An 18,344-nucleotide genomic window follows, 5' to 3' on the forward strand; every position below is an offset into this window, starting at 1 on the left:
AGTGGATGGAGTGAGTTCCGTGTCAGGTCTGCAGAAGCCCTCGGCCTGTACGCCCCGCGAGGTGCTGGGCCGCTACCACCAGGCCATGCTCGACAAGTCCGCGGACGACCTAGCCGACCTGTACGCCGCGGACGCGGTGCATGAGTTCCCGTTCTCCTCCCCCGGGTTCCCCTCGCGCTATGAGGGGCGCGAGGAGGTGCGTGCCGGATACCGGGCGGCCTGGGGCGCGAGCCCCGTCCGGGTGGAGGCCATCGAGGACCTGGAGATCCACGAGACCGCCGATCCGGAAGTGATCATTGGCGAGCACGTCGTGGTCGGCGCACTGCCGACCGGGAGTGGCACCTTCACCGTGCCCGGTGTGCTGATCGTCCGCGTCCATGACGGACTGATCGTGCGGGTCCGTGACTACATGGATGGACTGGCCGTCGCCGGGCTGGGCGAGCTGATGGCGAAAGCTGCGGTGGAGCCGAGCGTCTGACGGAGAGCGCACGTCAGGGGTCACAGGGGTGACGCTACTGACCACAGCTGTCATGATGTGCCGATGCACGCGTCTCAGGGGAGAAGCGCCAGCCTGGGACTTGCCCTGGCCTCGGCGTTCGCATTCGGCGGTTCAGGGGTGGCGGCCAAGCCGTTGATCGAGGCAGGACTCGATCCGCTCCATGTGGTGTGGCTACGGGTGGCGGGTGCCGCCCTTGTCATGCTGCCCGTCGCCTGGCGCCACCGGGTTCTCGTGCGCAGCCGGCCAATCCTGCTGCTGGGGTTCGGGCTGCTCGCCGTGGCCGGTGTGCAGGCCTTCTACTTCGCTGCGATCTCCCGTGTCCCCGTCGGAGTCGCTCTTCTCGTCGAGTATTTGGCGCCCGCGCTCGTCCTCGGCTGGGTCCGCTTCGTCCAGCGCCGACCGGTCACCCGGGGTGCCGCGGTCGGTGTGATGCTCGCCGTCGGGGGACTCACCTGCGTGGTCGAGATCTGGTCGGGGCTGAGCTTCGACATGGTCGGGCTGCTGCTCGCGCTCGGCGCCGCCTGCTGTCAGGTCGGCTACTTCGTCCTGTCGGACCAGGGCAGCGCGGACAGCGCGGAAGGAGTCGAACCTCCGCATCCGGTCGGTGTCATCGCGTACGGGCTGCTGATCGGCACGGTCGTCCTCACCGTGGTCGCACGGCCCTGGGGCATGGACTGGTCGGTTCTGGGCGGCAGCGCGGGCATGGACGGCATGGATGTACCCGCCTGGCTGCTGCTCGTCTGGATCGTGCTGATATCGACGGTGATCGCCTACGTCACCGGGGTGATCTCGGTGCGGCTGCTCTCACCCGCGGTGGCGGGTGTCGTCGCCTGTCTGGAGGCGGTCATCGCCACCGTGCTCGCCTGGGTGATGCTCGGCGAGCACCTGTCGGCGCCGCAGCTCATCGGCGGTTCCATGGTGCTGATCGGTGCCTTCATCGCCCAGTCGGCGACACCGAAGACGTCCTCCGGTCCCGTCGCATCCGGACGGGGCGAGGGGCGCACTGCGGGATCGGACGAAGGCCGTGCCGCTGCCGAGGAGGAGTTGTCCGCGGGTCGTACTGCGACGTAGTGTGCCGATCATGCATTCGACCGTACTTCCGCCGCCTGCCGCCTAGCGCGGGCGGCCACTCCTGACGAAGACCGGGCTCGGGCAGTCCCGAGCGGTTCGTCGCTGCCCGTGTATGGAGCCGAGCGACCACCGTCCTGTCCTCATCCGGAGAAGTCACGTGTCGAACCCTGCTACCGGCCTGCCCGTCGGGCGGAGCCTCTTCTATCTGATCGTCGCCGGTGTTGCCTGGGGCACTGCCGGGGCCGCCGCTTCGCTGATCTTCGAGGTCAGCGATCTGGGCCCGCTCGCCCTGTCGTTCTGGCGCTGCCTGGGCGGCCTCGTGCTGCTGCTCGCCGCGCTGGCGCTACGGCCCCGACGCGCGGCCGTCCCCGCCGAACCGCGCCGCCGTCGGCTGCTGCGCGTCCTGGGGACCGGCGTCGGTCTCACCGTCTTCCAGAGCGCGTACTTCGCGGCCGTCGAGGCGACCGGTCTCGCGGTCGGGACCGTCGTCACCCTTGGAGCGGGCCCCGTGCTCATCGCGGTCGGTGCACGGCTGACCATGGGGGAGCGGCTGGGCCGCGGCGGCCTCACCGCGGTGGTGGGCGCGCTGGCAGGGCTCGCCGTACTGGTGCTCGGCGGCGACGGGGCCACCGTGCGCCCCGCCGGAGTCGCCCTGGCACTGCTCTCCGCGGCCGGCTACGCGACGATCACCCTGCTGACCCGATGGCTCGGCCGCGACGGCGGCGCCGCCGACTCGCTCGCCACCAGCGCATGGGCATTCGGGATCGGAGCCGTCGGACTGCTGCCGATGGCTGCGGCCGAAGGGCTCGTACCGCATACCGTTCAGGTCGCGCAGGTCGTGACGCTGCTGGTGTACGTGGCGGCGGTACCGACCGCGCTCGCCTATGCGCTCTACTTCGCGGGCGCCGCGGCGGTGCGTGCCGCGACGGTGTCCGTGATCATGCTGCTCGAACCGGTCAGTGCGGCGGTCATCGCCGTGGTGGTGCTCCGCGAACAGCTCACCGCGGCCACCGTCGTCGGGACACTGCTGCTCCTCGCGGCCGTGGCGGGGCTGGCGTTCGCCGAGGCGCGCAGCGCCGCGCACGCCCGCCGCCGGGCGGCCGTACCGGCCTGACCGACGGGGTGGCCGGGCGGGTACCCGGCGGCGGGCTCGGCCACCCCGGGAGGGGTCAGAGCGCGGCGATGTAGTCCGGCACTCCGATGGCGGGATCGAGGTCGTTCGAGGGGAGCGGCGCCGCGTAGCCGTGGGCGAGCGGGACGACGCCCGCCCAGTGGGGCAGCTCGAGGTCGCGGGGTTCGTCGTTGGGGCCACCGGTGCGGATCTTGGCTGAGACCTCCTGGAGGTCCAGACGGATGACCGCTGTCGCGGCCAGCTCCTTTTCGTCGGCGGGCCGCGAGTCCGCGGACCGGCCCGGCACCACGTGGTCGACGATCGCGTCGAGAGCGGCCCGCCGCTCCTGCGGGTCGGTGACCGTGCGCGCGATGCCGTGGACCACCACGGAGCGGTAGTTGATCGAGTGGTGGAAGGCGGAACGGGCGAGCACCAGCCCGTCGACATGCGTCACCGTCAGGCAGACGGGCAGGCCGGGATCGGTCCGGCCGGCCTCCCGCAGCGGCCGGGAGCCGGTCGAGCCGTGTACGTAGAGCCGCTCGCCGACCCGGCCGAAGAGCGTCGGCAGAACGACCGGTGAGCCGTCACGGACGAAGCCGAGATGGCAGACGTACGCCTCGTCGAGTATCGAGTGGACCAGTTCCCGGTCGTACGCCGCGCGATCGCGGGAACGGGTCGGGGCGGTGCGCTCGGTCGGCTGGTATCCGGCCGCGGCGTCCGGGCCCGTGGTCTGCGGCGGTGCGGTGTCCGGCATTGCGTACTCCATTGCACTAGTGCATAATCTTGTTTGTGCTAGGAGAATATCGGATCGTCGGGCGGCGTGCAGCGGAAATTGCCGCCAGTGTGGAGCGCGGGGTCGGTTCGGGAGAGCTCACGCCCGGACAAGTGCTGCCGCCCATGCGGGAGTTGGCGGACCAGCTGGGGGTGAATCCCAATACGGTGGCGGCCGCCTACCGCACGCTCCGCGAGCGCGGAGTGATCGAGACGGCCGGGCGCCGGGGCAGCAGGGTGCGGCCGCGACCCGCGAGTACGGCGCGCGGTTCGCTCCGGGTCGAGGCGCCGCCCGGGGTGCGGGACCTGGGGGAGGGGAACCCTGATCAGGCGCTGCTGCCCGCGCTGGGGGAGGCGTTCGCGGCGGCCGCGGGCGAGTACGCGCGGCGGCCCGGGATGTACGGACAGGCACCGGTGGACCCGGAGTTCGCCGCGCTCGCCCGCGCCGCACTGGATGCCGACGGAGTGCCGGCCGGATCCGTGGTCGCGACCTCCGGATCGCTGGATGCGATCGAGCGCGTCCTGGTCGCGCATCTCAAGCCCGGTGACGCGGTGGCCATCGAGGACCCGGGGTGGGGCAGCTTGCTGGATCTCGTACCGGCGCTCGGGCTGCGCCCAGTGCCCGTCGCGCTCGACGACGAGGGACCGCTGCCCGATGCCGTCGAGCACGCGCTGAACGCCGGTGCCCGCGCCCTCGTGGTCACCGACCGCGCGCAGAATCCGACCGGGGCCGCGATCAGCGCCGGGCGCGCCTTTGAGCTGCGGGGTGTTCTTGCCGGACACCGCGGCGTCCTCCTGATCGAGGACGACCACGGGCACGCCATCGTCGATCTGCCGCTGTACCCGCTGGCGGGTGCCACGGACCGGTGGGCATTCGTGCGGTCCGTGGCCAAGGCGTACGGACCGGATCTGCGGGTCGCCGTGCTGACCGGCGACCCGGTCACGGTCGACCGGGTGTCGGGCCGGCAACGGCTGGGCCCCGGCTGGGTCAGCAGACTGCTGCAACGGGCCGTGGTGCACCTGTGGTCCTCGGGTGCGGTCGACTCGGGCGAGGTGGCAGGGGCGTACGCAGAGCGGCGGGACGCGCTCGTGAAGGCACTGGAGGAGCGGGGCGTGGAGGCGCACGGACGCAGTGGCATGAACGTATGGGTACCGGTCAGTGACGAGACCGGTGCGGTGGCGCGGCTGCTGCACACAGGCTGGGCGGTGGCGCCCGGGGCGCGATTCCGGGTGACCGCGCCCCAGGGGATCCGGCTCACCATCTCACCGCTGACCGGGGCCGACATCGGGCCGCTGGCCGATGCGGTGGCGGCAGCGGCGGGACCGGCGAAACCGCTGAACTACGGCTGAGCCTCGGTCCTGGCCTTGCCGCTGCGGACCCTGTTCTGGGTGAGAGCGGCACCGGCCAGGACCACGAGCGCGCCGACCGGAGTGTTCCAGCTCAGCTGCTCGCCGAGCACGACGACTCCGGCCGCGGTGGCGATCACCGGAATGAAGTAGGTCACCATCTGTGCGGTCGTCGGTCCGACCTCTGCCACCAGGCCGTACTGCATCAGCACCGCGAGGCCCGTGCCGAGCGCCCCCAGGGCGACCACGGCAAGTGTCGGGAGCAGCGGGAATCCATCGGGAGCCGATGTGAACAGAGGGGTCACCAGGGCGATCTGAACGGTGCCGAGAAAGAGCTGGCTGCCGGTCAGGGCGAGCGTGGACGAACTGCTGCCTGCCAGCGTCCTGCGGACGTAGATCCAGCCGACCGGATAGCTGAGGGAAGCGAGCAGGGCCATGGCCGTACCGCTGAAGTCCAGCCCGGAGAAGCCCTGCCAGGCGCCCAGCACGGTAAGCACACCGAGGAATCCGAGCCCGAGTCCGGCGACGCGGCGACGGGTCGGCCGGTCCTCGGAGAGTGCGACGAGTGAAAGTGCCATGCCCCACAGGGGCGAGGTCGCATTGCAGATTCCGGCCAGCGTCGACGGGATACTCAGCTCGGCATACGCGAAGAGCGAGAACGGCAGTGCGTTCAGGAAGAACGCGGCGACGGCCAGGTGTCCCCACGTGCGGGCGCCGCGCGGCAGCCGCTCACGCCGTACCGCCATCGCGACGGCAAGCACCGCCGTGCCCGACAGGAGGCGGCCGAGAGTGACCTGGAACGGGGCATACCCCTCGGTACCGACCTTGATCAGAAGGAAGCTGAACCCCCAGATCAGCGAGAGCGTCCCGAACCGGATGCGCCAGTCCGGCGCCCGGCGCGCGGCAGGCGCCGGGACCGGAGCCGGAGCGGTCGTCCCGGCCGGTAGGGCAGGGGCGGAGGGCTTGGCGGGAGGAGTGGTTCTCGGACGCACCGGACATTGCGATGCCGGCCGGTCATCGGCTCGCGGACCGGGCGGAGGTGGACCTGGAGGAGTTCGCCGACGACGAATGGGTTTCATGGCCGGAGGGTGAATTCTGCTACGACTGGCTGATGTTCACTCTGCGCTCGAAGGGCATCGAACCGCGCATCGCGCATCTGGCGGGCGAGCACCACACCCAACTCGCCCTGATCGCCGCAGGGATGGGGGTCTGTGTGGCGCCGCGGCTGGGCCGAGGACCGGTACCCGACGGAGTGCGGCTCGTGCCCGTACGGCAGAAGATGCGACGGCACGTCCATGCCGTGTGGCGGACCGACGCGGACCGGCGTCCGTCGATCAGGGCGGCGGTGGCGGCGCTGCGGATGGCCGGTCGGGGGCTGGATGTGCCGTCGTCGTAGGACGGGAAAGGGTGTCCTCAGGTCGCGGACGGTCCTGCGAGCTTGCGGAAGTCCCAGGAGGTGATGGACTGAGGGGTGAGCCGCAGCCAGGCGTGCCGGCCGTCGTGCGGCATGGCGTCCATCCCGAAGTACTTCGCCGTGAACAGCCGTTCTGGCACGTCGAGTTCCGGGCACGGTTCGCCGGTACGGGGTGCCTCGCCCACAGGGACGGCCGCGCCGGAGAGTTCGATGCCGCGCAGATCCGCGTACTCCACCCCGTCGTCCACGACCACCGCGATCCTCGGGTCCTCGCGCAGCTGGGACCAGCGCAGGCTGCGGGTGATCGAGTACAGCCAGATCGAGGTGCCGTCCCAGGCGAACCAGAGTGCGCCGATATGCGGGCGGCCGTCCGCGGAAACGGTGGCGACCCGGCAGGTGCGCTGCTCGGCGAGATAGGTGTCGCGTTCCGCGTCCGTCATCATGATCCGACGGCCCCGTCGCTGAATGGCGGCCATGGGACGCCCCCTCCCGATAGCTGACTCTGTGTCAGAGATCATGGGGCCTCTTCCCTCATCACGCAATGGCGGTTAACCTCGCGCGCCCGATCCGCCACCGAAAGGGACAGCCGTGCCGTCGAAGGAACAGCTCGCCGAGCAGCTCGATCCGGCCACCACCGTGCTTCTGACGGTTGAATGCCAGCAGGGCGTCGTGGGCCCGGGCAGCGCACTGCCCGAATTGGCCGAGGAGGTCAGGTCCTCCGGCGCCCTTCACCGCGTCGCCCGACTGGTCGCAGCCGCCCACGAGGCCGGGATCCAGGTACTGCACGCGGTGGCCGAACGACGTCCCGACGGGCGGGGCGCCAACGACAACGCCCGCCTCTTCCGGGCCGCCGGCCGGTTGCCCGTACAACAGCACTCGGGCACCGCGGCGGTACGGATCGCCGCGCCCATCGAGGTGGCGGACGAAGACCTCGTCGTGCGCAGACTGCACGGTCTTTCGCCCATCGCCGGCACGGATGTGGACGCACTGCTCCGCAACCTCGGCTGCCGGACGCTCGTCGTCACCGGGGTCTCGGCCAATGTCGCCATCCCCAACGCCGTGTTCGACGCGGTGAATCTCGGATATACGGCGGTGGTGCCGTCCGACGCCATCGCGGGGGTGCCGGCCGACTACACCCCCGCGATGATCCGCAACACACTCGCCCTCGTCGCCACCATCACGACCACCGATGACGTACTCGGCTGCTGGCGGAGCCGAGGGCGGGCCAGGGCCTGATCGGCGGATCAGGCCGGAACGGCCCTAGGGCGTGTGTGAGGTCGTGATCAGTATTCGTATTCTGCTGCCGCGCCGGGGTGGATCGCGATAGGACGACGGTGTGACGCGCCGACAGTTGAGCGATGACCAGTGGGAACTCATCGAGCCGTACCTGCCGATCGGCGAGTACGGCCCTTACCCGGTGAGGCTGCGTGACCAGTTCGAGGGAGTGATCTGGCGCTTCCGGTCCGGCGCTCAGTGGCGGGAGATGCCCGAGGAGTTCGGCCCCTGGCCCACCGTCTACGGCCGTTTCCGGGTATGGCGGGACGCGGGGGTGTTCACCGCGCTGCTGGAAGGGCTGATCGCTGAGGCCGCCCGGCAGGGGAAGACGGACCTGTCGCTGGTCAGCGTGGATTCCACGACCGCCCGCGCGCATCACGACGCCGCGGGGATGCGCATCGGTCCCGAGGTCATGGAGGCCCTGGAGGAAGCCGTGCGCGAACAGGAGCAGGCCCGGCAAAAGGGGGCGGCCGCGAGGAACAGAACGGACAGGACGACGGAGACGACCCCGGGCGGGAAGAACGGCGACGCGTCCGGCGCAGACGCAGAGCCCGCCTGAAACAGGCCCTGCTCGGCAGATCCAGAGGCGGCCTGACCTGCAAGATCCATCTCGCCTCCGACCGCAGGTGTCGGCCGCTGTCGATCGTGGTGACCGCCGGACAGGCCGCCGACAGCCCGCAGTTCGTCCCCGTCCTGCAAAAGGTCCGCGTCCGGCTACCCGTCGGCCGCCCGCGCACCCGGCCCGCCGCCGTGGCCGGGGACAAGGCCTACTCCTCCCGCGCCAACCGCGCCTACCTGCGCAGACGCGGCATCAAGGCCGTCATCCCGGAGAAGAAGGACCAGTCCACCCACCGCAAGAACAGAGGCAGCAGGGGCGGCCGGCCCGTCACCCACGACGCGGATCTCTACAAGGACCGCAACACCGTCGAGCGCATGATCAACAAACTGAAAGCCTGGCGAGGCATCGCCACCCGCTACGACAAGAGCCCCGAGAGCTACGACGCCGGCCTCCACCTCCGGGCCTCCATGATCTGGATCAACGACCTCACATAGACGACCCGATGATCACGACCTCACACACGCCCTAGGACACGAGCGTGATCGAGTCGCCCTCGACCGTGATCGGCCGGGCGGGCAGCGGCTGGGTGGCCGGACCCGCCGCCACACTGCCCGTCGCCACATCGAACTTGCTTCCGTGACAGGGGCAGTTGATGGTTCCGTCCGACACGCTCGACACCGCGCATCCCTGGTGGGTGCACTTCGACGAGAACGCCTTGAACTCGCCGGCCTTGGGCTGGGTCACCACGACGTCCTGGTCGGCGAAGATCATTCCGCCGCCCTCCGGAATGTCGGCGGTCTTGGCCAGAGCAGGTCCGCCGCCGTCGGATCCGTCACTGGTCGGCTCGACCGCATGCGAACCGCCTGCGTCGACCGCATCCGAACCGCCCGAGTCCTTCTGGTTGCCGCACGCGGTGAGTACGGCAGCCACCGAGACGGCCCCGACCGCTGCGACAACGGCCCGACGCCCGGGACGGACCTCGTGGTCCTGCGATGCGCTCATGCTGACTTTCCCTTCCGCGATGTTCATGACTTCGGTGTCCTACCAGGGGTACGCGCAGCGGAACGCCCGCGTTCAACGCCCCAGGGACTTCTTGAGGAAGTCCCGCTCCAGCAGCAACAGATTGCTGACCGTCTCCTCCCGGGTGACCAGATGGCCGGACCCGGACAACGGCAGAACCGTGTGCGACCGGCCCGCGGCCAGCAGCGCGGCGGAGAACCGCAGCATGTGGGCGACGGCCACATTGTCATCGGCAAGTCCGTGCACCAGCATGAGCGGGCGTGTCAGCCCGGCCGCCTCCGAGTGCAGTGAACTGCGGTCGCAGTTCTCCGGAAATACATCCGGATGGCCGAGAAGCCGTTCCTCTCAATGGGTGTCGTAGAGCCGTCGGTCGGCGCAGCACAGGCGACCGCCGCGTGGAAGACCTCCGGGTGACGCAGCACGGCGGCAGCCGCGTGCAGCGCGTCGGTCCGGTCCTCCGGAACGGCCGTCAGCCGGTCTCCGTATACCGATTTCTCCCAGGCTTTCCCACGCCCCGGAGTGCCGCGGCCATCCGTGACCAGCACCGCGAAAATCTGTTCGGCGAACCACTGGGCGACCGCGACCCACCGGATACGCACCTTCAGAATGATTCGCATGCCGTGGCCCGCGAACGGGTTGAGCAGTACGGGCAACTGGGCGTCCCCCGGCCGGTGCCACGACGGCAGATACGGCCTGCCGCGCAGCTCACGTCACCGTCCTCGTACAGCCGGAGCCGGCTGACCTGACCCGTGCCGGACGTGGTCCGTACGAGGAGCACCCGGGCGCCGTCCGGTGAGACGGCGAACTGTCGGGGCACTCCGAGCGAGCAGCGGAGGGTGCGGGCGAACTGCCGGGGGAGTCACCGGGTGTTGTCGAGCGCGTCGTCAGCCGTGGAGCCGAATGGGGGAGTGATGGAGACACCATGACAGGCGGAATCCGGACCGACCGGCCCTTGCCCAGGCACGGGCCGGGCTACGGGGAGGCCACGCATTGCGCGTGACTGTCAGAGGCATCTGCAAGGCTGAGCGGTATGACACTGAGGAACTTCAACGACCTTGAGCGGGCCATTCGCGGCGGTTGGGGCGCGGACACCACGACGCCGGATCACCGTCCGAACTGGACCCCGGACAATCCGGCGCGTGACCAGTGCGGTGTCACCGCCCTGGTGGTGCACGACCTGTTGGGCGGTGACCTGATCCGCGGTGAGGTTCATGTCAATGGCGAGCGAGTGGACTACCACTGGTGGAACCGTCTGGGCATGGGGATCGAAATCGATCTCACCCGCGAGCAGTTCGGCCCCGATGAGACAGTCGTCGGCAGAGTTGTGATTGAACGGCCTGCGGAGATCGTGCGGCTCCGTGAGGAGTATGAGCTTCTCCGCAGCCGAGTCGTGGCGGAGCTGTGTTCGTAGGCGATACGTCTCCGGGGTTTCCCGTGCAGTGACGATGCGGGGTCAGCGAGCTGTCGCGTCGTTTGCGCGGAAGCGAAGAGGAGGGTCCGGTCCAGCTGCTCCTCGTCCTCGTTGCTGAACACCTCGTCCACCAAAAGTTCGCGCAGCGGCTCCTGTACGCCGTCGCCGTACCCCTGCTGGTAGTCGTCCAGATCGAAGTGGGTGTCCGCCTCCACCGTGGTGATCGTGGAGTGCTCGTCCTCGATGACCAGCCGGGCGCGGATGGTGCCCGCCTGGAGAGTCTGGTCGTCTCCGAGGCAAGTCGGACCCCCTCGATGCCCAGAACGCCGCCCGGGCGGTACTGAGCGGGCGGGCACGCGCCCGGGCCAAAACAGGCGACGGCCCCGTACAGATAGCCCAGATGTACAAACTCACCAAGGGGTCGGCGGTCAAGGCCCGCACCCAGGCGATCAACCAGCTCAAGGCCGTCCTCATCACCGCCCACCCGGACCTGCGGGAAGAGCTGGCCGGGCTGAACAACCCGGAGCTTTTCCGTACCTGTGCACGGTTCGCTGACGACAGCAAGAACGACGAGGGCGAGGAGGAGACGGTGCTGCAGGCCACCCGCACCACCCTGCGCTTGCTGGCCCACCGGATCGAGCAACTCACCGAACAGATCCAGGACCTGGAACGCCGCTTGGCCCGGCTCGCGGAACGCCACGTCCCGCAGCTGCTTGCTGTGGTGGGCATCGGCCCGGACACTGCCGCCACTCTGCTGATCACTATGGGGGACAACCCGGAGCGCCTCGGCAGTGAGGCATCGTTTGCTGCGCTGTGCGGAGTCAGCCCGGTCGAGCGTTCCTCGGGCACCCGGCAATACCGTCGCCTCAACCGCGGCGGCGACCGGCAGGCCAACGCCGCCCTGCACCGGATTGTGCAGACCCGCTTGCGCTGCGATCCACGCACCCAGGAGTACTGCGAACGCCGACTCAAGGAGGGTAAGACCCGCCGCGAGATCATCCGGTGCCTCAAACGCTACGCCGCCCGTGAGGTATTCCACCTGGTCAGGGCCATACAGTCGTAACCCAGTCATAGGGGCTGTTGTGAGAGCGCGTGCGACAAGGAAGCCCCGCCGGGATACCGGCGGGGCTTCTGTGCCCGGTGGACTACGCCGGCGTCGATGGTGTCCTGCGGGCGCCGTTGTACTCCGGCTCTCCGCTTTCGAGCACGCGGAGCAAGGAGGCGGTGACGACACGCGTGGTACGGCCGACGCGTAGCACGCGGCACGGAAACTCCCCGCGACGAACCAGGTCGTAGCCCTTCGCCCTGGAGAACCCCAACGCCTTGGAAGCGTCCTCCACGCTCCCCGTTCCGTCCCAGGTGGCACGGATGCGCGTAGGGCTGTATTGCGTGCCCTGCAACTCGTTGCTCTGCGTGTGCATTTCGGCTTCTTCGATCCCTTTCAAGGCGACGCTGCTTGCGCGCAGCCGATTGGTGCTGAGTCTGCGGGAAACATCTGGCTCTAACGCTATGGCGGGTAAGTGGACCGCGGAGTCGGGCCAGCAACTGATCAGACCAGCAGGTGTGAGCGGGGAAACGCCGCATCGTGTGCTGAGGTCGATGCCGATGTGCAGGCCATCCAGATCGAACTCGCTGTCGGTTCTACCCAGGACGTGACAAGACTCGGCCACCACGGCGACAGTGAATTAGCGGTCCAACTGCGTGTCTCGAAAGATCTGGAGCGCGACCGGGGCCTGTTCCTCACGAGCTATGCGGCAGTGTGAAGCGCCGACGATGCGCGGCGAGTTGGATAGATGCTGGTCTTGGCGACGCCTTTCGACTTACGGACAGGTAGTGGCGGTGGACCATCAATGATGCGCAGCATCGCCGGTTTGGCTAACCGGCGATCCTGCGCTATGTTGCTTCGCTTCGAAGCAGTCTGCGCGCTTGTCTGATTAATATGCGTCCATTCGTGCGGCCGACCGTTGCCGGAGACAGGGAAGACTCGGCGTCGCGACTGTGCCCGATCCGTGCATGGATGGCTCCTGGGGCGTCGGCGGCTCATGGCGACAGCGCCCAGCTGCGGCAAATCGCCACACCCATCGGCCGGCCGCACGAGATGGGTTGTCTTGCCCATGCTGGTCGGCTGTTGAGGCTGACGAAGCCAAGGATGTGCGCGCTATCCCTCGCGGATCGGGGTGTCGAGGACGGAGACGATCGCGTCCCTGTTCGCCGTGATGAAGTCGGCCAGCTCTGGTGGCATCAGGTTCAGCCCCCGGACGGCCTCGGCGGTGAACGGAACCCGGACCACCTCGTACCCGCCCCGCTCCGGCTTGGTGAACTCCGTACCCGTGCGTGCGGTCAGGTTCATCGACTCCAGGCGCGCGGCGAAGATGTGTTGAACTCCGATGCCGCCCTCCAGCTCGTCGGTGATCAGGTGGACGAGCTCGGCACGTTGCAGCTTGCCGCCCAGCTCCTCGAATACCTCGCGGTGCAGGGCCGCCTCGATGGTCGTGTCGTCCTCCTCGACCCCGCCGCCGACCGACACCCAGTACGGCTCCCTGCCCGGCTTGGTGCGCTTGATCAGGACCAGCTCGTCGCCGTCGAGGAGGATGGCGCGGGCGTTGCGTTTGATGATGTCGGTCATGCCGTTGGCTCCTTCTGATCGTGGATATAGGAGAGAACGGGCGGAGGCCCGCCTGGTGGCGGTGGGCATCTCCGGCTCAGGGGGACTCAGCATGGTGCAGGCCGAGGGCAGGGTGTGTCGTCCGAGTGCTGCAGCAATGCCGCACCACTGCCGAACACGACTGGCTACGCTGGGCGTTTCGGCATGCTGTTCAGGGAGGACTCGCCGTGACGAGCGAGAAGAAACGGGAGTGGACACCATGACAGAGAAGACCTCCCGCGCCTCGGGCGAAAAGGCCGTTCGCGGCTCCGGGCCGGCCGCCGCGGCCAGCGCGCCGGTCATCCTGAGCAACGAGCCCGGCTCGTTCTCTTGGGGTGTGCTGGCCAAGCGCCACCCTTCCCTCATCCAGCAGGTACGAGACGCCTTCCCGTACGGACGTCGACAGCACGGGGCCCTCGACGCCCTGCTGGATGAGATCACCAACGGCGTCGTCAAACCGATTGCCCCTGCGGAACACGACCATGTCCGCTGGGCGGACTGGGGGCAGGAGTACTTCGGGCGCTCGTGGTACGACGCCCCGTTCCTGTGGGCAGAGAGCTACTTCTATCGCAGGCTGCTCGGCGCGGTCGAGTACTTCGGTACCGGGCCGTGGCAGGGAGTCGATCCGTTCGCGCCGTTCAAGCAGGCCGAACTGCGAGGCGACGCGGTCAAGGAGGAGCTACTGGCCCTGGACGCTCTCGCGAGCGCTCCGGCCGACGAGCGGGCCACGGCCCTGCTCCACGCCTCGTTGTGGGGCAACCGTGCGGATCTCGGCTTCCGCGTCTCGGCGGGGGAGCCGGCGATCGGTGACGCCGCTGCCTCCGCGCTGGTGGCCGATGACAGCGCGGTGGTGTGGCAGCTCCTGCCCGCCGGAGCGTCCTCCACAGTCGCCGTTGTGGCGGACAACGCTGGACGAGAGCTCATCCCGGATCTGCTCCTCATCGACCACCTCCTCGAACACCGGCATGCCGAACGGGTCGTGCTTCACGTCAAGCCCTACCCCTACTACGTCTCCGACGCGATGACGGCTGACGTCGTCGACTGCCTCCATCGCCTCACCGAGGCGCCCGGCGAAGCCGGCCGGATCGGCGGCCGACTGTGGAAGGCCATGACGGCAGGAAGCCTGGAGGTCCGCACCCACCCGTTCTTCTGCGCTCCGCTGCCGTACGAGGAGATGCCCGAGAACCTTCGCGGCGAGTTCGCGAGCGCCACGCTCACCATCCTGAAGGGCGACCTCAACTACCGTCGCCTGGTGGGCGACCAGCTGTGGCACCCCACGGTGCCCTTCGCCGATCTCGCCGCGTACTTCCCGGGGGCCGTCGCGGCGCTGCGGACCCTGAAGTCCGACGTCATCGTCGGCCTTGAGCAGGGAATGCTGGACGCTCTCGAACGGTCCGGAGCTGCCTGGCGTACTAGTGGAACTCACGCGCTGATTCAGGTGCGACGGTAGGGGGAATGCCCGTGACGATAGAGACTCAGACAGCAGTCGCCGCTGCCATCGTTGTTCAGCACGAGCGAGTCTTGCTCGTGCGGCGACGAGTCGCGGAAGGCGTACTCTCGTGGCAGTTCCCGGCAGGGAAGATCGAGCCTGGCGAAGCTCCCGAAGAGGCTGCAGTGCGTGAAACCCAGGAGGAGACGGGGCTCCTGGTGACCCCGACCAGTGTGCTGGGACAACGGGTTCACCCTGTGACGGGCCGGGAGATTCACTACATCGCATGCCGACCCCTCAGCGGCACGGCGTTTGTCGCGAGCGTCGAAGAGCTCGCCGAACTGGCGTGGGCCACTCACGGCCAAATCCCGCAGTACGTTCCGTATGGGCTATTCGAACCAGTGCAAAACTACCTCGACGAGGCTCTGCTCTCGTGAGCACCCATGGGTCAGCTCCCTAGTACTCCAGCCGGACTTCTTTAGCGCTGGTCAGCGCCTTGGGTGTGGGGAGTGTAGCGGGCTGGAATAGGGGTGGGGCGGTCTTTGCCGGGCCGTCCCACGAACGCGTGGCCGCGCTGCTTGTCGTGGCAACGTTCCGGGCAGCTCGCTCGCATGAGTGATGAACCAACGGGCGTGTGGGAAGAGGGACTTGCTGAGCTGCTCTTGCGGATCGGAAGACGTTTTGCCCGCGTGGAATCTCGGCGCCGGGTGCGGGACTACGTCCGTGGGCTCCTTGGTCCGGTGGTCCGCAAGAACGGCTGGCAGCTCGCCGAATACGCAGGTCACGCCACCCCCGACGCGCTGCAGCACCTCCTGTCCCGGAGCCGATGGGAGGCCGACGAGGTCCGCGACGACCTGCACCCCTACGTCGCCGAGTACCTCGGCGCGGACAACGGCGTGCTGATCATCGACGACACAGGCTTCGTGAAGAAGGGCACTACCTCCGCCGGTGTCCAGCGCCAGTATTCCGGCACCGCAGGCCGCACCGAGAATTGCCAGATCGGGGTCTTCGCCGCCTACGCCACCTTCCGCGGCCACACTCTGGTCGACCGCGAGCTCTACCTGCCCAAGTCCTGGACCGAGGACCGCGAACGCTGCCGGGCCGCCGGCGTCCCCGACGACCGCGTGTTCGCCACCAAGGGCGAACTGGCGCGGGCCATCATCCTGCGGGCTCTCACCTCGCCCCTGCCCGTCGGCTGGGTCACCGCGGACAGTCAGTCGAGCTCGACATCGTGGACGGGCCACGAGGGCCACAAGCCGCGAACGTCACCAAGGTGAACTCGAACCTGTAGTCCCAAGTCACACTTTGGAGAACCCGCCAGCCCAGCGTGATCAGCAAAAGACCCAGGTGCTCCTCCCACCCTGGCCTGGATCAGCGGGGACGACGAGCGACCGGGGGCCGCTAGTGCTGTGACCGGGATGGTTTACCGTGGTCGGGAGACGGCTCACGGGACGAGCGCGGTCCGCGAGGCGACTCTGGTATTACTGGTGCATGCAGGAAGAGACCGCGCGGTCCGCGATCGACACGTTCATCTCCGCGTTCAACGCCTCGGACGACAGCTATGTGACTGCGCTGCTCTCCCAGGCCCTAACCTCGGACGTGGTCTTCTGGGGACCGTTGGGCCGCAGTGAGGGGATCGAGGCGGTCGAGCGGTTCGTGCTGGACATCCGGCGCCACCCCGCGGGGACCGGCACGATGGTGCGCTGTTCGGCGGTGGACATGCCGGACGAGTGGGCCCGGTACCAGTGGGTCTTCACGACGCCGGATGGAGGCCCCCGCCTGGCGGGAACGGACGTCGTCCATCTGCGGCGGAGCCTCATCGACCAGGTCATCGTCTTCGCGGGGGAGATCGAGCCGTCCGCCTCTTGAGTCATTCGCCTCTGGCGCCGTCCTTCTCCTGAACCGGCCCCGTTCGGGGCTCCGGGTCTGCCCAGCCGAGATCATCTTCACAACGCTTCGGTCGTCCGCGCTTGGCCACGAGCGGACCGATGATGCGCTGTGGCTGTGTAAGTTCGCGGTTGGTCAGGCTGCGGTGTTGAGGGGGCGTCCGCCCCAACGGATGCCCTTCTCGCTTCGGATGCGTGCGCGTTCCTTGCGTTCGGCGGCCAGGACGTCGCGGTGGCGGGCGTTGGCGTTGCGCCAGCGTAGATAGGCGTGCAGGGCTCGTGTCTGCACGGTGTGGTTGGGGTGGTTGGAGTTGGCGATGGTGAACTGCCTCAGCGGTCCGAAGTGGGCCTCGATGGGGTTGGCCCAAGAGGCGTAGGTCGGGGTGAAGCACAGCTCGACCTTGTGCTTTGTAGCCCAGCGGCGGATGTCGGTGCCTTTGTGGGCGGACAGGTTGTCCAGGATCACGTAGATGGGGGCGCCGTCGGGCCGGGCGGCGCGGATCGACTTGAGCGCGGCCAGCGTGTTCGCGGCGCCTTTCTTGCGGCGGTTGACGCCCCACAACATGTCGTCGCCGACCGAGTAGCAGCCCGTACGCTTCAAGCAGGCTCGATCGGGCATGAGCGGCAGCCCCGGGACGCCGGTGCCGCTGCTCGCCCTCGCTGCTAATTAAGAGCTGCGATCAGGATCGCTACAGTACGGGCGTGCAGGTGGGCACCCGGTCGGGCGGTAAACTCCGCGTCCGGCCAGGAAGGCCGGATGCGACTCGTAGCAGCCTGCCCATCAAAGGGCTCTTCACGACTCCGTCGGCCGGCCTTCCGGGACGCCCCGTAACTGCTGATTAAGAGTGGCGACTCGATCGCTCGTACGGACTTGCCTGCGGGTGTCCCGACTGTCTGATGATCGTTGCATCTATAGCCAGGAAGGCTGGATGCGACTCTCGTGCTCCTGCCCGTCATGGGGCTCATGTCGACTCCGTCGGTCAATCTTCTGGTCGCCCGTCATAACTGATTAAGAGGCCGCGCAGATAGGCACGGTGGTGGTATCCCGACAGCAAAACAGCACAGGTCTTGGCGATCATGGAGTCGCGACGTTCTGTGATCGCCGGGGAGGCCAGTGCCTGTCTTGCCATTGGGGATCAGCCGATGACGTTCAGGCCGAGGGCGGCGCAGATTTGGGCGGCCTGGTCAGGGGAGATGACCGCGCCGCGGAACTGGGCGGCGGTGGCGAGGGTGAGTTCGCCGAGGTCGGCGCCGCGTAGGTCGGCGTCGGTGAAGGTGGCGGCCCGTAGGTTGGCGTCGGCGAGTCGGCAGTCTTCGAGGGTGGAGTCGCGGAAGTCGGCGCCGCCGAGGTCGGCTTCGGTGAAGCGGATGCCGACGAGGTGGGTGCCGCGCAGGCTCAGGCCGTTGAGGTTGGCGACGGCCAGGTTGCAGCGGGTGAGGTTGAGGCCGAGTCCGCGGTGGCCGGTGAGGCGGGCGCCGATCATGCGGCATCCGGTGAAGGTGGCGTCGGTGAGCATGGCGCCGCCCCATTTGGTGTTGGCCAGGTCGACGCTGTCGCAGGTGAGGTCGCCGCAGTCGGCGTCGGTGAAGTTGGCGCCGGCGGCGCTGCCGCCCTTCCAGTGGGCCTGATCGAGTAGGGCGCCGGTGAAGTCGGCTGTCACGGCGGTGCAGTCGGTGAAGACGGCCTCGGCGAGTTGGGCGCCGCGTAGGTTGGCTTCGGTGAAGGTGCAGCGCGTGAATGTCCGGGGGTGCGAATCGCGGCGCAGGGCTGGGCGCAGGTCCAGGCCGGTGAAGTCGAGACCGGTCAGTTCGGTTTCGGTGGCGAGCAGGGTCAGTGGGTCGCCTGGCGGACCGGCTGGGTCGGTGTTGTGGTCGTTGAACGGCGGTGGTGCTTCGGTCACGGGTTC

General features: G+C 68.6%; 18 protein-coding genes and 5 pseudogenes. 14 read left to right on the forward strand and 9 right to left on the reverse strand.

Features of this window, described 5'->3' with window-relative positions:
- Positions 1 to 19: 19 nt before the first annotated feature.
- From OG953_RS35905 to OG953_RS35915, 3 genes are all read left to right on the forward strand, one after another.
- The gene (locus tag OG953_RS35905) at positions 20 to 478 is read left to right on the forward strand and encodes a nuclear transport factor 2 family protein (protein ID WP_405689440.1); all 459 of its coding nucleotides are present in this window, start codon (positions 20 to 22) and stop codon (positions 476 to 478) included.
- Positions 479 to 541: 63 nt separating this feature from the next.
- On the forward strand, positions 542 to 1,570 hold the full coding sequence (locus OG953_RS35910; RefSeq protein WP_405689442.1) for an EamA family transporter: 1,029 nt from the start codon (positions 542 to 544) through the stop codon (positions 1,568 to 1,570).
- A gap of 157 nt (positions 1,571 to 1,727) precedes the next feature.
- Positions 1,728 to 2,684, forward strand: coding sequence for a DMT family transporter (locus OG953_RS35915; RefSeq protein WP_405689444.1), 957 nt, complete (start codon positions 1,728 to 1,730; stop codon positions 2,682 to 2,684).
- A 55-nt stretch (positions 2,685 to 2,739) separates the two neighbouring features.
- Here the strand turns inward: OG953_RS35915 and OG953_RS35920 are convergent, their stop codons facing one another.
- Positions 2,740 to 3,435, reverse strand: coding sequence for a pyridoxamine 5'-phosphate oxidase family protein (locus OG953_RS35920; RefSeq protein ID WP_405692260.1), 696 nt, complete (start codon positions 3,433 to 3,435; stop codon positions 2,740 to 2,742).
- A gap of 35 nt (positions 3,436 to 3,470) precedes the next feature.
- Here OG953_RS35920 and OG953_RS35925 point away from each other — a divergent pair, with 35 nt between their 5' ends.
- Positions 3,471 to 4,802: an aminotransferase class I/II-fold pyridoxal phosphate-dependent enzyme gene (locus OG953_RS35925; protein ID WP_405689446.1), complete on the forward strand. Its 1,332-nt coding sequence runs from the start codon at positions 3,471 to 3,473 to the stop codon at positions 4,800 to 4,802.
- On the opposite strand, the gene OG953_RS35930 is transcribed toward OG953_RS35925, so the two are convergent.
- Complete coding sequence (locus OG953_RS35930; protein WP_405689448.1) at positions 4,793 to 5,791, reverse strand: DMT family transporter; 999 nt, start codon at positions 5,789 to 5,791, stop codon at positions 4,793 to 4,795. The two genes, OG953_RS35925 and OG953_RS35930, sit on opposite strands and share 10 nt — an antisense overlap.
- Here OG953_RS35930 and OG953_RS35935 point away from each other — a divergent pair.
- A pseudogene (locus tag OG953_RS35935) lies at positions 5,779 to 6,195 on the forward strand (LysR substrate-binding domain-containing protein); the annotation flags it as partial. The gene OG953_RS35930 and the pseudogene OG953_RS35935 sit on opposite strands and share 13 nt — an antisense overlap.
- 17 nt (positions 6,196 to 6,212) lie before the next feature.
- On the opposite strand, the gene OG953_RS35940 reads toward OG953_RS35935, so the two are convergent.
- Complete coding sequence (locus OG953_RS35940; RefSeq protein ID WP_405689450.1) at positions 6,213 to 6,689, reverse strand: pyridoxamine 5'-phosphate oxidase family protein; 477 nt, start codon at positions 6,687 to 6,689, stop codon at positions 6,213 to 6,215.
- A gap of 112 nt (positions 6,690 to 6,801) precedes the next feature.
- On the opposite strand from OG953_RS35940, the gene OG953_RS35945 reads away from it, so the two are divergent.
- Together OG953_RS35945 and OG953_RS35950 are read left to right on the forward strand one after the other, a co-directional pair.
- The gene (locus OG953_RS35945; protein ID WP_405689452.1) at positions 6,802 to 7,449 is read left to right on the forward strand and encodes a cysteine hydrolase; all 648 of its coding nucleotides are present in this window, start codon (positions 6,802 to 6,804) and stop codon (positions 7,447 to 7,449) included.
- A 100-nt stretch (positions 7,450 to 7,549) separates the two neighbouring features.
- Positions 7,550 to 8,541 (forward strand): annotated as a pseudogene (locus OG953_RS35950) (IS5 family transposase).
- A gap of 31 nt (positions 8,542 to 8,572) precedes the next feature.
- Here OG953_RS35950 and OG953_RS35955 read toward each other — a convergent pair.
- Positions 8,573 to 9,049, reverse strand: a complete 477-nt coding sequence (locus OG953_RS35955) for a Rieske (2Fe-2S) protein (RefSeq protein ID WP_405689454.1) — start codon at positions 9,047 to 9,049, stop codon at positions 8,573 to 8,575.
- Positions 9,050 to 9,121: 72 nt separating this feature from the next.
- Positions 9,122 to 9,777, reverse strand: a pseudogene (locus OG953_RS35960) (alpha/beta hydrolase family protein); the annotation flags it as partial.
- A 320-nt stretch (positions 9,778 to 10,097) separates the two neighbouring features.
- On the opposite strand from OG953_RS35960, the gene OG953_RS35965 reads away from it, so the two are divergent.
- The 3 genes from OG953_RS35965 to OG953_RS35975 all read left to right on the forward strand — a co-directional run bounded on the left by OG953_RS35965 (position 10,098) and on the right by OG953_RS35975 (position 11,541).
- On the forward strand, positions 10,098 to 10,478 hold the full coding sequence (locus tag OG953_RS35965; RefSeq protein ID WP_405689456.1) for a hypothetical protein: 381 nt from the start codon (positions 10,098 to 10,100) through the stop codon (positions 10,476 to 10,478).
- A 62-nt stretch (positions 10,479 to 10,540) separates the two neighbouring features.
- The gene (locus OG953_RS35970; RefSeq protein ID WP_405689458.1) at positions 10,541 to 10,822 is read left to right on the forward strand and encodes a hypothetical protein; all 282 of its coding nucleotides are present in this window, start codon (positions 10,541 to 10,543) and stop codon (positions 10,820 to 10,822) included.
- 56 nt (positions 10,823 to 10,878) lie between these two features.
- A complete protein-coding gene (locus OG953_RS35975) occupies positions 10,879 to 11,541 on the forward strand; it encodes a transposase (RefSeq protein ID WP_405689460.1) in 663 nt (220 codons plus the stop codon).
- A gap of 82 nt (positions 11,542 to 11,623) precedes the next feature.
- Here the strand turns inward: OG953_RS35975 and OG953_RS35980 are convergent, their stop codons facing one another.
- Both OG953_RS35980 and OG953_RS35985 read right to left on the reverse strand, forming a co-directional pair.
- Positions 11,624 to 12,151 carry a helix-turn-helix domain-containing protein gene (locus tag OG953_RS35980; RefSeq protein ID WP_405689462.1) on the reverse strand — a complete coding sequence of 176 codons (528 nt, stop codon included), beginning with the start codon at positions 12,149 to 12,151 and terminating at the stop codon, positions 11,624 to 11,626.
- 485 nt (positions 12,152 to 12,636) lie between these two features.
- A complete protein-coding gene (locus OG953_RS35985; RefSeq protein ID WP_405689464.1) occupies positions 12,637 to 13,104 on the reverse strand; it encodes an NUDIX domain-containing protein in 468 nt (155 codons plus the stop codon).
- A gap of 238 nt (positions 13,105 to 13,342) precedes the next feature.
- On the opposite strand from OG953_RS35985, the gene OG953_RS35990 reads away from it, so the two are divergent.
- The 4 genes and pseudogenes from OG953_RS35990 (at position 13,343) to OG953_RS36005 (ending at position 16,420) form a co-directional block, all read left to right on the forward strand.
- Entirely contained in the window at positions 13,343 to 14,572 is a 1,230-nt protein-coding gene (locus tag OG953_RS35990) for a damage-control phosphatase ARMT1 family protein (protein ID WP_405689466.1), read from the forward strand.
- 11 nt (positions 14,573 to 14,583) lie between these two features.
- The gene (locus OG953_RS35995; protein ID WP_405689468.1) at positions 14,584 to 14,988 is read left to right on the forward strand and encodes an NUDIX hydrolase; all 405 of its coding nucleotides are present in this window, start codon (positions 14,584 to 14,586) and stop codon (positions 14,986 to 14,988) included.
- Positions 14,989 to 15,162: 174 nt separating this feature from the next.
- A pseudogene (locus tag OG953_RS36000) lies at positions 15,163 to 15,762 on the forward strand (IS701 family transposase); the annotation flags it as partial.
- 280 nt (positions 15,763 to 16,042) lie between these two features.
- Complete coding sequence (locus OG953_RS36005; protein ID WP_024757633.1) at positions 16,043 to 16,420, forward strand: nuclear transport factor 2 family protein; 378 nt, start codon at positions 16,043 to 16,045, stop codon at positions 16,418 to 16,420.
- A gap of 153 nt (positions 16,421 to 16,573) precedes the next feature.
- Here OG953_RS36005 and OG953_RS36010 read toward each other — a convergent pair.
- Positions 16,574 to 17,026, reverse strand: a pseudogene (locus OG953_RS36010) (transposase); the annotation flags it as partial.
- A gap of 547 nt (positions 17,027 to 17,573) precedes the next feature.
- Complete coding sequence (locus OG953_RS36015; protein ID WP_405689470.1) at positions 17,574 to 18,338, reverse strand: pentapeptide repeat-containing protein; 765 nt, start codon at positions 18,336 to 18,338, stop codon at positions 17,574 to 17,576.
- Positions 18,339 to 18,344 lie beyond the last annotated feature (6 nt).

This window comes from Streptomyces sp. NBC_00057 (genome assembly GCF_045041165.1).
Classification (GTDB): Bacteria; Actinomycetota; Actinomycetes; order Streptomycetales; family Streptomycetaceae; genus Streptomyces.

What these genes read in the sequence shown, in the direction of transcription:
- OG953_RS35910 (WP_405689442.1), top strand. Translation starts at nt 542, where the DNA reads ATGCACGCGTCTCAGGGGAGAAGCGCCAGCCTGGGACTTGCCCTGGCC.
- OG953_RS35920 (WP_405692260.1), bottom strand. Translation starts at nt 3,435, where the DNA reads ATGCCGGACACCGCACCGCCGCAGACCACGGGCCCGGACGCCGCGGCC.
- OG953_RS35940 (WP_405689450.1), bottom strand. Translation starts at nt 6,689, where the DNA reads ATGGCCGCCATTCAGCGACGGGGCCGTCGGATCATGATGACGGACGCG.
- OG953_RS35955 (WP_405689454.1), bottom strand. Translation starts at nt 9,049, where the DNA reads ATGAGCGCATCGCAGGACCACGAGGTCCGTCCCGGGCGTCGGGCCGTT.
- OG953_RS35965 (WP_405689456.1), top strand. Translation starts at nt 10,098, where the DNA reads ATGACACTGAGGAACTTCAACGACCTTGAGCGGGCCATTCGCGGCGGT.
- OG953_RS35975 (WP_405689460.1), top strand. Translation starts at nt 10,879, where the DNA reads ATGTACAAACTCACCAAGGGGTCGGCGGTCAAGGCCCGCACCCAGGCG.
- OG953_RS35985 (WP_405689464.1), bottom strand. Translation starts at nt 13,104, where the DNA reads ATGACCGACATCATCAAACGCAACGCCCGCGCCATCCTCCTCGACGGC.
- OG953_RS35990 (WP_405689466.1), top strand. Translation starts at nt 13,343, where the DNA reads ATGACAGAGAAGACCTCCCGCGCCTCGGGCGAAAAGGCCGTTCGCGGC.
- OG953_RS36005 (WP_024757633.1), top strand. Translation starts at nt 16,043, where the DNA reads ATGCAGGAAGAGACCGCGCGGTCCGCGATCGACACGTTCATCTCCGCG.